We start from the raw sequence: 13,115 nt of genomic DNA, 5'->3' as shown, positions 1-13,115 counted from the left end.
GCCTGGCATGAATGATCAACCCGTTAAGGCAAGCCCCGCTGGGCAATTCGGGCAGGTTCGCAGGCGGCCGAGCCAACCGCGCTGACGGAGTAGATCGGCGATCAGCCTGGCTGTGCGGCATGCATCACCGTAAACGAGGCCGTACGTCACCCGCGTTGTGGTGAGCCCTGACTGGCTCAACTCGGCAAGATCGCGCAAGGCATCTCGATCGCGGTCATCCAGCGAATCGTGAAACGCTCGACCGTCGAGCTCGACGACGACACCTTGCTCGCGGTACCGCACGTCCTGGTAGGTGGATTGGCCGGTCACGGTGCTGTGTGTCTGACGCTCGCCCGTTGGCAATCCATGCGCGCGCTCGACGCGATGCAGATAGCCCTGCTCCAGCACGGAGCAGGCGCCGTCGCGCAGATCTGCCAGCATCGCCTCCAAGGTGCCGCGGCCCGTGACACGTCGACGCCCCGCCAACGTCCGAAGGATGCGGTCAGGGCTGGTGCGACGGGTCGAGCAGACACGCGCCAGTACGGCGAAGGCCTCCCGCACCTGGCCACGGCCGAGCTCGTCGGCGATGACATCGATCATTGCGTGCTCGACGCGAATCGCGGGCGGGCTGCGGTGAAGTTCGGCACGTGTCTCGAAGTCCGGCGTCCGATGAAGGATGATCCGCTGCAACGGCCGCAGGTTCCGCCCCGGCGCCACCGCGACGTGCAGAACCACGGTCGGCGGGTCGGGCAATGCCGACGTGTGAGCCAGCGCGGCGGGCCAATACGCAAGCACCCCAGCCCATTGCCGCTGTGTCCAGGTCAGCCGACCGGTGTGGTTGACGTAGATGCCGCGATGGACCTGGCTCAGTTCGCGCCTACGCAGGAATCGAGTGATGTCGCCGTCGGTGCCACCGGCGGCAAGGATCTGACGGCGGGCGACGACGCCATCCTGCGCCCAGACCAGGTGCTCGACATGGTCGAGATGCCACGCCCGCCGCGCCATGGCTATCAGAGTCGCACCACGGCCAACTCTCAGCCAGCGAGCGGCGCGGATTCTTGTGGACAACCCAGTTGAGGCGGCTTAACGGGTTGATCACTCACGCCTGGCATGAATGATCAACCCGTTAACCGTGTACACCTAGCCCGTCGGGCAGGTCGCCGCGGCGTCGCGCAGCGCTGTCGCTGACGGCGCATCGACTGGCAGACCGTAGCCGCGCAGCACAGCGATGAACTGCATCGCGTATTGGCAGCGGAATGCGGTGTTCGCCGGCATCCACACGGCGGGCTCCTTGTCGCCCTTGTCCTGGTTCGCCTGGCCTTCGACGGCAAGGAGATTCGCCGGATCGTTGGCGAACCGCACCCGCATGTCGTCGGGCCAGTTGCGGGCGCCCAGGTCCCACGCCAATGCCAGGGGGACGATGTGGTCGATCTGCACCGCCGCGCCGACCTGCGCGCCGCGGGTGAACGGCACGGTGGCGTTGGTGTACGGATCGTGCAGCGTGCCCGTCGCAACGGCCTTGGGGCACCGCTTGATTGACACGTACGTCTTGTCGACGAGGTCGCGGTCGAGGATGTCGTTGCGGGTGTCGCAGCCGTTGTGACCGCCGGGCGCCGGGTTGTCGTCGGTCCACGTGTCGCCGAAGGCATCCCGGTGATAGTCGTAGCTTCGGATTCGGACCGGTATCTCCGGAATGTCTGCGAGCACATCGACACCCGGTGCGACGGTGGGGATGTCGGCCTGGGCGACGAACTGGGTACGGTCGTCAGATGTCGCCGTCACCTGAATGGCGACCACGACCGCCAATACAACCGAGAGCACCAGCCAGAGCAGCCTGTTGCGGCTCACGTCTTGTCCAGGTATTCGACCCGATCGGCATTCGTGAACGGCGCGGCCAGCGCGGCCATTCCGGGATGGTCGGGATCCTTCTCGTATAGCTCCTCACACAGCTCACGGGCGGCAACGATGATGTTCAGGTGCTGGGACAGCGAGAGGAATCGCAGCGTGATCGGGCGACCAGATTGGCTGAGCCCCAACACATCTCCCTCTTTGCGTTCCTCCAGGTCGAGGTCGGCGAGCTTGAAACCGTCCAGAGTGCCTGCGACAGCCTTCAGTCGTTGGCCCGCCTTTGATCCCTCCGGCAGTTGGGTGGCCAGCAAGCAGAGGCTGGGATGCTCGCCGCGGCCGATGCGCCCGCGAAGTTGGTGCAACTGGCTGATGCCGAATCGGTCGCCATCCACCACCACCATCACCGTTGCGTTCGGCACATCGACGCCGACCTCGATGACGGTGGTACACACCAGGACATCGATCTCACCGGCACGGAACGCCGACATCACGGCGTCCTTCTCATCGCTTGGCAGTCGACCGTGCATCAAGCCCAGTCGTAATCCAGAGAGCGCCCCCTTGCGCAGTTGTTCGTAGAGCGTCACCACAGGCGTCGGCGGTGGCCCCTGATCATCCTTGGCCGGTTTGTCGTTCTCATCGATACGCGACGCGACAACGTATGCCTGGCGACCGGCGCCGACTTCTTCGATGATGCGCTGCCAGGCCCGCTGCAGCCACGCCGGTTTCTCCCTGACGAAAATCGCGTTTGTCGTGATGGGCTGGCGGCCACGCGGGAGCTCCCGCAGAGTCGACGTTTCGAGGTCTCCGTACACCGTGAGTGCGACGGTGCGCGGAATCGGAGTCGCCGTCATCACCAGTAGATGCGGCGTCAGTCCCTCGGGGGCCTTGGCGCGCAACCGGTCTCGCTGCTCGACACCGAACCGATGTTGTTCGTCGACGACCACCATGCCGAGCTTTTTGAACTCCACCGCATCCTGCAACAGCGCATGTGTGCCGATGACGATGCCCGCCTGGCCAGATGCGACTTCGTCACGTACCTCACGCTTCTGTTGAGGCGACATGGATCCGGTCAGCAACGCGACACGTGTCGCGCGGTCTGCTCCGCCAAGCTGGCCGGCCATCGCCAGCGGTCCGAGGACATCGCGGATGGACCTAGCGTGTTGGGCGGCAAGGACTTCCGTAGGCGCGAGGAGTGCGCATTGGTATCCGGCGTCGATCATCTGCAACATCGCCAGCACGGAGACGATGGTCTTGCCGGAGCCGACTTCGCCCTGCAGCATGCGGTTCATCGGCTTGCTCGCGGCCAATTCGGCCGAAACCACGCCGAGCACGTCCTCTTGACCTTCGGTCAATTCGAACGGCAACCGGTCGCGCATCGCGCTCAGCAGGCCGCCGTCGACGGGCTTGGCGACGGGACCAGATTCGCTCAATTCGCCATATCGCCGTCCCACCAAGGCCCACTGCAGACCGACTGCTTCATCAAACGTGAGCCGTTCCTGTGCACGTTCACGCTCAGCGGTGTTCTCGGCAAGATGGATGGCGCGTAGCGCTTCATCTTCGGTTATCAGATTCCGTTGCTGTAGAACGGTTTTCGTCAGGGGCTCCTTGATCGGGTCGAGCACGTCAAGGACCTGGCGCACGCACGCATAGATGTCCCAGCTCTGCACTTTATTGTTCGCCGGGTAGATCGGGAAGAAGTCCCGCTCGAACACCGCCAGTAGGTCGTCACCGGTTGCATCCGACGCCGCAGCAATCGTCTTGAGCGATTTGGTACCGAACTGCCGACCACCGGGCGAGTCGAGCACAAAAAACGCCGGATGTGTCAATTGCATTGTGCCCTTGAAGAATCCGACTTCTCCCGACAGCATCAGGCGGGTGCCCTGGACCAGGCCCTTCTTCAGAAACTTTGCATTGAAGAAGGTCGCCGTCACCTTCGGTCGCCGATCACGAAGCGTGACAACGAGATACTCGCGCTTCGGCGGCCGATTCGTCCACCTGGTTTCCGCCTTCGCGATGGTGTCGACGAACGTGACGTGATCGCCTTCCTCGAGCTCCTCACCCTCACCGAGCACCGTCAGTCCGTCGCTGTACCTGCGCGGGTAATGCCGCAACAGGTCGTTGACGGTGCGCATTTCGAAGTGCTCCGCGAGCGGATCCGCGGCTTTTTTGCCGAGGACGTACTCGAGTCGGTCGGTCAGGGCGGCCACAGCTACTCCACCCCGATCAGCAGCGCGTCGCCGCGGTGGCCGGTGTGATAGCTCACCAACTCCGTGCCCGGATGATGACGATGCGCGTGTTCCTGCAACGCTTCGCCGACGCTGCCGTCGACCCCGGCACCGGTCAACACCGTCACGAGTTCACCGCCAGAGGCCAGCAGCAGGTCGATCAGACCCGCGGCGGCCTCGGTGATGCTGTTGCCGACAATCAGCACCTCGTCACCCGAGATCGCCAGCCCGTCGCCCGGCTTACAGGTGCCCGCCCACGTCAGCGCCTCCTCGGTGGCCACGCGGACGGAGCCATGCCGGGCGCTCGCCGCCGCCCGGGCCATCGTGTAGCCGTCGTCGACGGCCTGCCGCTCGGCGTCGTGTACCGCTAGCGCCGCGAGCCCCTGAACCATCGACCCCGCAGGTACTGGGACAACATCGATGCCCCAACCGATCGCCGCGGTGCAGCCCGCGACCAGTTCCTCGGCGGCGACATAGCCGTTGGGCAACACCATGATTTGCGCCGCGCCGGTGTTGACGAGCGCATGCAGCAGGTGCTTGGCGCTCACCGGCGCATCGGCTTCCTGCCGCAACACGTGTGCGCCCTCGCCGTCGAACAGTTCCGCAGCCCCGTCGCCGTCGACTACCGCGAGGACTGCGCGTTCGCGGCTCCATCCGCCGGCGGGCCGTGCACCCGAACCGGCGGACAACGACGTGATCTGGATCCGGCTCGGCGTCCCGACCGATAAGGCCGCCTCCACGGCGGCTCCTGCATCGTTGGCGTGGACATGCACCGAGTAGTGGCCTGCGCCGTCGGTCGAGGCCGCGATGGCTACTGATTCGCCCAACTGCTCCAGCCGCTCGCGCAGCGTTTCGACACCGCCGGCGTCGCAACCACTGAGCAGGTACATCACCTCGAACTGCGGCGCGGCCACCGCGGTGACGGCGGCGTCGGCCTCCGGCGGCGACGGCTGGTATTCGTGGCGATGCGGCGCGCGACCCGTCAGCGTCGTGCTCATCGCGTCAAGCAATACCAGCAGGCCGCGGCCACCGGCGTCCACCACGCCGGCCTCGGCCAGGACGTCGAGCTGTCCGGTGGTCTTGTCCAGCGCGACCGCCGCGGCCTCGGCGGCTGCGGAAACCACCTCGGCGAGGCCCGCACCGTCGGCGTCCGCGTGCTCGGCTGCCCCCGCCGCGTCCTGCAGCACCGAGACGATGGTCCCGGGCACCGGCTCCCCCATCGACGCGACGACCAGGCCGACTGCATGACGCAGCGCCGCCGCGAAAACAGGTCCGTCGATGTCGGCGAACGCTCCGTTACGGTCTGCAGCCGCCGATGTGACGACGTCGGCCAGGCCCCGCAAGATCTGCGACAGGATGACACCCGAGTTGCCTCGGGCGCCGTGCAACGCGCCTGCGGCCAGGGCGGCCGCGATCTCGGTGACGTCGTCGCTGTCGGCGTGCATGTCCGCCTGCGCCCACGCAGAACGCATCGTGAACAGCATGTTTGTGCCGGTATCGGCGTCGGCGACCGGGAACACATTGAGCCGGTTGATCTCGTCGGTATGGGAAATGAGGTCTCCGACGGCGGTATGCGCCCAGTGCCGCAAAGCGGAGGCATCGAGCCGCCGAGCCGACATCCAAACCTCCATCAAATGTGGCGCTCGCGCCACCCCATCACTGGATGCCGCCGTGGGCGCCAGCCTAGCTAGGATCGCTGACAGCTCGGCACGACGTTCGGGCCGGTGGATGCGTTTTTGGCGTTCCCTGTTCCGGCCGGTATCCTGGTCAGGTTGTCGGGATCACCCACGCCGGTTTCCGGCGAAAGGCCCAGACCCCCAAAGTACTGATTCGAGGAGTTCTAGATATGGCTGCCGTCTGCGAGATCTGCGGAAAGGGCCCCGGCTTCGGCAAGTCGGTGTCGCACTCCCATCGCCGGACCAGCCGTCGTTGGGACCCCAACATCCAGACCGTGCGCGCCGTGACCCACCCCGGTGGGAACAAGAAGCGCGTCAACGTCTGCACCTCGTGCATCAAGGCGGGCAAGGTCTCGCGCGGCTAACCGCCCCCTACCGACGGTGGTACTGCGTCCCGGACTCGACACACGCGCTCAGTAACGAGTCAAGGAAGGCGCCAGTCGATCGGCTCGGCGCCCATCTTCTCAAGCAATTCGTTGGCGCGGCTGAATGGTCGCGAGCCGAAGAACCCGCGCGACGCCGAGAGCGGCGACGGATGCGGCGACTCGATCGCCACGCACTCTTCTCCTTCTAACCACGGCTTGAGTGTCGACGCGTCGCGACCCCACAACACCGCAACAAGCGGCTGCCGACGGGCCACCAGCGCCCTGATCGCACATTCGGTCACCGCTTCCCAGCCCTTGCCGCGATGCGAGGCCGGAGTGCCCGGGCGCACGGTGAGCACCCTGTTCAGCAACATCACGCCGCGCTCCGCCCACGGCGACAAGTCACCGTTGGAAGGCGGCGGAAACCCCAGGTCCTTGCCGTATTCGGCGAAGATGTTGTCCAGACTGCGCGGCAGCGGCCGCACATCGGGTGCCACCGAGAAGCTCAATCCCACTGCATGCCCCGGCGTCGGGTACGGATCCTGTCCGACGATGAGTACCCGGACTTGGTCGAACGGAAAGGTGAACGCGCGCAACACATTCGGGCCCGCGGGCAGATACCGGTGTCCCGCCGCGATTTCGGCCCGCAGAAACTCGCCCATCTCCGCGACCTGCGGGGCAACCGGCTCCAGCGCGGCGGCCCAGCCCTCTTCGACGAGTTCGGTCAGCGGGCGTGCGGTCATGACTCGTCAACCTAGCGTGCGCCGCCGGCGGTCAAAACGACTGCCAGCCCGTGTCGCCGTGCCATTGCTCACCATCCAGCAGAACGCGGGGAGCACCGTCGAGCACGCGCCCGATCGTGGTCCAGCCGGCCGGCGGTTCACCGGCGAACGTTGCGACCAATGCATGGTCCTCGCCGCCCGCAAGCACCCACACCCACGGGTCCATCGCCATCTCGCCGGCCGCCCCCAAGAGCGCGTCGTGATGTGTCTCCAGCGCGTCACGCGACAGATCGATGCCGATTCCTGAGGCTTGCGCGATATGCCCGAGGTCGGCCACCAGTCCGTCGGAGATGTCTGTCATCGCCGTGGCGCCTGCATCGGCGGCCACCCTGCCCTGCCCGTAGGGAGGTTCCGGCACCAGATGCCGGCGACGCAATGCGTCAAATCCTCCAATGCCGTTGCGCAACAACGCATATCCGGCAGCAGACCAGCCGAGGTCCCCCACCACCGCGACGGCGTCGCCTGGGCGCGCCCCATCGAGGCGTACCGCTGCGCGACCGGCCAGATCGCCCAGCGCGGTCACCGCGATCACCCACTGCGGCGCGCTGACCAGATCACCGCCGGCGATGCCCGCGCCCAGCAGCCCGGCCTCGTGCCACATGCCGTCGGCCAGTTCGAGCGCCAACTTTGTCTGCGTATCGCCGGGTGCGCCAAAGGCGACGACGAAGGCGGTGGTCGATGCGCCCATCGCCTCGATGTCCGCGGCATTCTGCGCGATCGCCTTACGGCCGATGTCGTGCGGCGATGACCAATCCAGCCGGAAATGGAACCCTTCGACGAGCATGTCCGTGGAGACGACAACGCGGGAATCGGTCGCGCTCACCACGGCCGCGTCATCCCCGGGTCCCAATTGCACTGTCTCGGGCAGCCGCCGACCCGCAACCAAACGGTCGATGACGGCGAACTCCCCCACCCCAGCCAGTGTCTCGGCCTCTTCGCTCGCCATGTCACCTCCGGTGGGCTGCGGTACGTTTGGGCCCTGCGGCCAGCAGTCTATGCAGCCAGACGGAGGGAAACGGGTGGTAGAGGCTTTCATGCTGATCCAGACCGAGGTGGGCCGCGCCGAGGTCGTCGCCAAGCAGCTCGCCGGCCTCCCCGGCGTGTTGTCGTCGGAATACGTCACCGGCCCATACGACGTGGTGGCCCGAATCCGCGCCGACACCCTAGCCGACCTGCACGCCAACGTCGTTCCGAGCGTGCAGCAGGTCACCGGCATCACCCGGACGCTGACCTGCCCGATTGCCAACGGAGTGGGCCCTTAGAGTTTGGGCCGTGACTGCCGAGACCCGCGACGGGCCCCCGCGGGCGCTGCTGATCGCCGCGCTGGTCGTGGCGGTCGGCGCGGTCATCGGCATCCTCGTCGTCGCCGCGCTGCAGCAGTCCCCACCCAGCCAACAACCCGTCGCGATCGCGTCCGTGCCCGCACCCAAGGGCGACAGCGCCGAATGCCGAGCGCTCCTCGGCGCCCTGCCGGAACAACTGGGTGACTATCACCGTGCCCCGGCGGCGCAGCCCGCACCGGCAGGGGCGGCCGCGTGGACGGCGGCAGGCGAGCCGATCATTGTGCGATGCGGCCTCGACCGGCCTGCGGAGTTCGTCGTCGGCTCCCCGCTCCAAGTGGTCAACGCCGTGCAGTGGTTCCGGGTGGGCGAAGCAGGGGCGGGCAATGACCCAGCCGCCGATCAAGGCCGCAGCACATGGTTCGCCGTCGACCGTGCGGTGTACGTGGCGTTGACATTGCCGCAGGGATCCGGTCCGACGCCGATACAGGAGATCTCGGACATCATCGCAAAATCGTTGCCCGCAAAGCCGATTGATCCCGCACCCGTGCGATAGGACGCACTCGGTGCGTGGTCATCCACGATGGCCACCAGAACCACCGGCCCGGCAGCGTGATCAGCGACGGCAGCACAAATGTGCGCACGACGCCGAATGTTGTTGTGCGGTACCGGCGTAGCGAATGCCCATGTCATGAATCAAAGCTAGAAAATCTGCACAGCGGACACATCGTGCCCAAGTCCGGTCTTTGCTCTCCTACGGAGGTAGGAGCCGATGCCACTTACGGCAGGATGTCTAACGCAGGCCGGTGCCGCGGCGCAGCGCCGTTTCGACCATGGTGGCCAACAGGGTTGGATAATCCACGCCGCTGGCCGCCCACATCCGCGGGTACATCGAGATGGTCGTGAAGCCGGGCATGGTGTTGATCTCGTTGACCACCGGCCCGTCGTCGGTCAGAAAGAAGTCGACGCGGGCAAGTCCCTGGCAGTCGACGGCGTTGAAAGCTCGAATAGCCAACTGCCGCACCGTATCTGCGAGTTCATCATCGATCTTGGCCGGCACGTCGAGTTCGGCGGCGTCATCGAGATACTTGGTCTCGAAGTCGTAGAACGCGTCCTCACGGCCACGCACACCCACGACCCGAATCTCGCCGACCGTACTGGCCTCGACCCGGCCGTCCGGGAATTCCAGGACGCCGCACTCCAATTCGCGTCCAGGTATCGCCGCCTCGACGATCACCTTCGGGTCATGCCTGCGAGCCAGCTCGATTGCGGCGGGCAGCTGGTCCCATGCCGTGACGCGGCTGACGCCGATGGACGAGCCACCGCGCGCGGGCTTGACGAACACCGGTAGTCCGAGCCGCTCGCGATCCTCGAGTTCGACAGTGTGCTGGCGCGGCCGCAGCACGACGTGGTCGCCGACCGGCAGCCCGTCGGCGATAAGCAGCTTCTTGGTGAATTCCTTATCCATGCCCGTCGCGCTGGCCAGCACGCCCGCTCCGACGTACGGCACACCGGCGAGTTCGAGCAGCCCTTGGATAGTGCCGTCCTCTCCGTAAGGTCCGTGCAGGACGGGAAACACGACGTCGACCGCCTCGAGCATCTCGCCGCCCTGCCCGAGCGACAACAGCTGACCGCCGCGAACAGGGTCGGCGGGCAAGGCCAGTTCGGTACCCGATGCCCCGCTGACCTCGGGCAGTCGGCCGTCGGTGATCGCGAGCGTCTCAGGACGACCGTCGGTCAGCACCCACGATCCGCCCGGCGTGATGCCGACCGCGACCACCTCGAATCGCTCGGGGTCGAGATTGCGCAGGATGCTGCCGGCGGAAACGCACGAAATGGCGTGCTCGGAGCTGCGCCCGCCGTAGACGACAGCGACGCGGATGCGTCCGGTTTTGCCGGACTGGTGGGCAGTCACAACCTAGAGAGGCTACCGCTCTGGCGGAAAGCCGCACGATCTAGCGATGGCGGGCAAAGCCGACGCAGCCACCGAGAACAGAGTTCTTGCACGTAAATGGCTCAAATGCGTACCGGAACCTGATTCCGGCGAAGCCGCCTACCCCAGCGCCTCCTCGATGTCGGCGATCAGATCGTCGGTGTCCTCGATGCCCAGCGAGATACGGGCGAACCCGTCGCTGACCGCATCTCCCCAGCGGGCGCGCCTGTCCACCGACGTGTGAATGCCACCGAAGCTGGTCGACGCGATCAACAGCGCACTGCGCTCGACGAGTGCGTGCACTGCGGCGGCGTCCTCGAATTCCACCGCGACGAGCCCGCCGTAGCGCTTCATCTGCTGTGTGGCGACCGGATGCGACGGATCATCGGGCAGACCGGGATACCGCACCGACTTAGCCGCAGGATGTGCCCGCAGCGCCACGGCGAGCGCCTGCGCGTTTTGACATTGCCGCTCAAACCGCAGACCCGCGCTGCCGAGACTGCGCAATACCAGCCACGCCTCGAACGCACCGAGAATCGGTCCGGCCAGCAGACGGTCGCGTTCGAGCGCCTGCATCAGTTCGGGTTGGCTGCCCGCGACATAGCCGGCAAGCAAATCGCTATGCCCCGAAAGCGCTTTCGTCGCGCTGGCCACCACCAGATCGGCGCCCATCGACAGCGGCTGCTGGCCAAGCGGTGTCGCGGTGGTGTTGTCGACGATCAGCGTGGCGCCGCGCCCGCGGCAGTCCATCGCAAGGTGGTGCAGATCGACGACGTCCAGCCCCGGGTTGGACGGTGTTTCTGCCAGCACCACATCGGCGTCCGCCGACGCTACACACATGTCCGCACTGAACACTTCGACGACCGTAACTCCCTGTGGTGCAAGGTATTCCGCGGCATAGCGGCGAACTTGATAGTAGCCGTCGGCCGGTACCACCAGTTTGGTGCCGGGTTTGGCGAGCACACGCAGCGCCGACGTGATTGCGGCCATGCCGGAAGCGAACGTCAAGGCCGACGCGGCGCCTTCGAGTTCGGCCAGTGCCGATTCCAGTTGACGCCATGTCGGATTCGAGCTGCGGCCGTAGCTGTCCAGCGGTTCGGTCTCGTCAGGCGAGAGATGATAGCTCGATGCCGGAACGGGCGGGGGCGCCACCGGGTTACCCGGAATTGCCTCCGAGCCAACGGCTTTGACGCTGCGAGTGGAATCCCCGTAGGTGCCGTTCATCCGTCTACTCCGGCTTGGTGCTGCGCCCCAGCAGCAGCGCAACCGCCTCGTCGACCGATAATCCCTTGTGGCAGACTCGCTGCACCGCGTCGGTGAGCGGCATCTCGACGTCGTAGCTTTCCGCAAGTGCGAGCACCGACTCACACGAGAAGACGCCCTCGGCGACGTGACCGCCGGCGGCCGCCATCGCCGACTCCACCGTGCCGCCCCTACCGAGCCGCTCGCCGAAGGAGCGGTTGCGCGAGCGGACGGATGTGCACGTCGCCACCAAGTCGCCCACACCGGCAAGCCCCGCCATCGTTGCGGGTTTGGCGCCCAACGCGATTCCCAGCCGCATGATCTCGGCGAGGCCGCGAGTGATGATCGCCGCTGCGGTGTTCTCCCCCAACCCGACACCGGCGGCCATGCCGCAGGCCAACGCGATCACGTTCTTGCATGCACCGCCGACTTCGGCTCCGATCACATCGGCGTTGGTGTACGGGCGGAAGTAGCCGGTCGACAGCGCGCGCTGCAAGGTCACCGCTCTGCCGGAGTCGCTGCAGGCGACCACCGTGGCCGCCGGCTGTTCATCGGCGATCTCGCTGGCCAGGTTGGGACCGGTGATCGCCGCGACTCGGGCCGGGTCAGCTCCCGTCACCTGCGCGATGACCTGACTCATCCGCATCAGGGTATCCAGCTCGATGCCCTTGGCCAGACTCACCAGCGTGACGTCGCCGCCGATCAGCCCCGTCCAGCGCTCGAGGTTCGTCCGCATCGTCTGCGATGGCACAGCGAACAGCACTGTGCATGCGCCGCCCAGTGCTTCGGCCGGGTCGCTGGTCGCGCGGATCGACTTCGGCAGCTCCGTATCACCTAAATAAGAGGTGTTGCGCTGGGTGTCGTTGATCTCGTCGGCCAATTCGGGACGACGCGCCCACAATGTGACGTTGTTACCTGCATCAGCCAGGACCTTCGCCAGTGCCGTCCCCCACGCACCGGCTCCCATCACCGCCGCCTCGACCACCGTTTCACATTAGTTGATGGTTCGGTTCTGCCCTCGCTCCGCTCCTCGGCGCCTCACGGCGCCTGCGATGCTCACTCGGCCGTCACCTCCAAAGTGCGATGGTCGGGCCTGGCAGGATGGCGCTCATGAGCGGCACCAGAACCAGCGACGCCGCCGACGTCGCGCTGGTGATTGCAGTCAAGCGACTGACTGCAGCCAAGACCAGGTTGGCGCCGGTTTTCTCGGCTGCCACCCGGGAAAACGTGGTGCTGGCCATGCTGATCGACACCATCAACGCGGCGTCGGCCGTCCCCGCGCTGCACTCGATCACCGTGGTCACCCCCGATGAGGTTGCCGCCGACGCATCCCGAGCGCTTGGCGCACGCGTGCTTGTCGACCCGACGCCTGCGGGGCACCGCGATCCGTTGAACAACGCCATCGCGGCCGCCGAAAGTGCGATCCGCCAGGAGACTCCGAATGTCGTTGCGCTGCAAGGTGACTTGCCCGCACTACAACCGCAGGAACTCGCCGAGGCGATCGCCGGCGCCCGCGGCTACCCGCGCAGCTTCGTCGGCGACCGGCACGGCACCGGAACCTCAGCGTTGTTTGCCTTCGGCGTCGGCCTCGATCCTCATTTCGGACCTGATTCCGCTCAGCGCCATCGACATTCAGGGGCCATCGAGCTGACCGGTGCATGGCCGGGGTTGCGGTGCGACATCGACACACCCGACGACCTGCTTGTCGCCCGCCGACTCGGCGTCGGCACCGCAACCGTGCAGGCCATCGGGCGCCCGAGATGAACAGCAAGCGACGGGATGCCC

The 13,115-nt window shown here is 66.3% G+C and carries 13 protein-coding genes; 4 read left to right on the top strand and 9 right to left on the bottom strand.

The window, feature by feature from the left end; all coding sequences use genetic code 11:
* Window positions 1-15: 15 nt before the first annotated feature.
* The 4 genes from MYCSM_RS10890 to MYCSM_RS10875 all read right to left on the bottom strand — a co-directional run bounded on the left by MYCSM_RS10890 (window position 16) and on the right by MYCSM_RS10875 (window position 5,671).
* The gene (locus MYCSM_RS10890) at window positions 16-984 is read right to left on the bottom strand and encodes a type IV toxin-antitoxin system AbiEi family antitoxin domain-containing protein (protein WP_015306204.1); all 969 of its coding nucleotides are present in this window, start codon (window positions 982-984) and stop codon (window positions 16-18) included.
* Between the two features lie 135 nt (window positions 985-1,119).
* The gene (locus MYCSM_RS10885; protein ID WP_015306203.1) at window positions 1,120-1,827 is read right to left on the bottom strand and encodes an HNH endonuclease family protein; all 708 of its coding nucleotides are present in this window, start codon (window positions 1,825-1,827) and stop codon (window positions 1,120-1,122) included.
* Window positions 1,824-4,034 carry an ATP-dependent DNA helicase RecG gene (recG, locus tag MYCSM_RS10880; RefSeq protein ID WP_015306202.1) on the bottom strand — a complete coding sequence of 737 codons (2,211 nt, stop codon included), beginning with the start codon at window positions 4,032-4,034 and terminating at the stop codon, window positions 1,824-1,826. The genes MYCSM_RS10885 and recG overlap by 4 nt, the downstream gene beginning before the upstream one ends.
* Window positions 4,035-4,036: 2 nt before the next feature.
* Window positions 4,037-5,671, bottom strand: coding sequence for a DAK2 domain-containing protein (locus tag MYCSM_RS10875; RefSeq protein WP_015306201.1), 1,635 nt, complete (start codon window positions 5,669-5,671; stop codon window positions 4,037-4,039).
* A gap of 227 nt (window positions 5,672-5,898) precedes the next feature.
* Between MYCSM_RS10875 and rpmB the strand changes: the two genes are divergently transcribed.
* Window positions 5,899-6,093, top strand: a complete 195-nt coding sequence (gene rpmB, locus MYCSM_RS10870) for a 50S ribosomal protein L28 (RefSeq protein WP_015306200.1) — start codon at window positions 5,899-5,901, stop codon at window positions 6,091-6,093.
* Window positions 6,094-6,152: 59 nt separating this feature from the next.
* Here the strand turns inward: rpmB and MYCSM_RS10865 are convergent, their stop codons facing one another.
* Window positions 6,153-6,836: a uracil-DNA glycosylase gene (locus tag MYCSM_RS10865; RefSeq protein ID WP_015306199.1), complete on the bottom strand. Its 684-nt coding sequence runs from the start codon at window positions 6,834-6,836 to the stop codon at window positions 6,153-6,155.
* Between the two features lie 31 nt (window positions 6,837-6,867).
* Window positions 6,868-7,821 carry a thiamine-phosphate kinase gene (locus tag MYCSM_RS10860; protein WP_015306198.1) on the bottom strand — a complete coding sequence of 318 codons (954 nt, stop codon included), beginning with the start codon at window positions 7,819-7,821 and terminating at the stop codon, window positions 6,868-6,870.
* 73 nt (window positions 7,822-7,894) lie between these two features.
* Here MYCSM_RS10860 and MYCSM_RS10855 point away from each other — a divergent pair, with 73 nt between their 5' ends.
* Both MYCSM_RS10855 and MYCSM_RS10850 read left to right on the top strand, forming a co-directional pair.
* The gene (locus MYCSM_RS10855) at window positions 7,895-8,137 is read left to right on the top strand and encodes an Lrp/AsnC ligand binding domain-containing protein (RefSeq protein WP_083906396.1); all 243 of its coding nucleotides are present in this window, start codon (window positions 7,895-7,897) and stop codon (window positions 8,135-8,137) included.
* 10 nt (window positions 8,138-8,147) lie between these two features.
* A complete protein-coding gene (locus MYCSM_RS10850) occupies window positions 8,148-8,711 on the top strand; it encodes a DUF3515 domain-containing protein (protein ID WP_015306196.1) in 564 nt (187 codons plus the stop codon).
* Between the two features lie 237 nt (window positions 8,712-8,948).
* Here MYCSM_RS10850 and MYCSM_RS10845 read toward each other — a convergent pair whose 3' ends face one another.
* The 3 genes from MYCSM_RS10845 to MYCSM_RS10835 form a co-directional block, all read right to left on the bottom strand.
* Window positions 8,949-10,070 carry a D-alanine--D-alanine ligase family protein gene (locus tag MYCSM_RS10845; RefSeq protein ID WP_015306195.1) on the bottom strand — a complete coding sequence of 374 codons (1,122 nt, stop codon included), beginning with the start codon at window positions 10,068-10,070 and terminating at the stop codon, window positions 8,949-8,951.
* A gap of 138 nt (window positions 10,071-10,208) precedes the next feature.
* Window positions 10,209-11,312 carry a cystathionine gamma-lyase gene (locus MYCSM_RS10840; RefSeq protein WP_015306194.1) on the bottom strand — a complete coding sequence of 368 codons (1,104 nt, stop codon included), beginning with the start codon at window positions 11,310-11,312 and terminating at the stop codon, window positions 10,209-10,211.
* 4 nt (window positions 11,313-11,316) lie between these two features.
* Window positions 11,317-12,297 (bottom strand): NAD(P)H-dependent glycerol-3-phosphate dehydrogenase, encoded by a 981-nt coding sequence (locus tag MYCSM_RS10835; RefSeq protein ID WP_085976611.1) that lies wholly within the window; start codon window positions 12,295-12,297, stop codon window positions 11,317-11,319.
* A gap of 143 nt (window positions 12,298-12,440) precedes the next feature.
* Here MYCSM_RS10835 and cofC point away from each other — a divergent pair, with 143 nt between their 5' ends.
* A complete protein-coding gene (gene cofC / locus MYCSM_RS10830; protein WP_015306192.1) occupies window positions 12,441-13,094 on the top strand; it encodes a 2-phospho-L-lactate guanylyltransferase in 654 nt (217 codons plus the stop codon).
* The last annotated feature ends 21 nt before the right edge of the window (window positions 13,095-13,115 follow it).

Source organism: Mycobacterium sp. JS623, from assembly GCF_000328565.1.
In the GTDB taxonomy this organism is placed as follows: Bacteria; Actinomycetota; Actinomycetes; order Mycobacteriales; family Mycobacteriaceae; genus Mycobacterium.
Note: the sequence above shows the minus strand (reverse complement) of the source record. Positions and strands in the feature narration are given on the sequence as shown.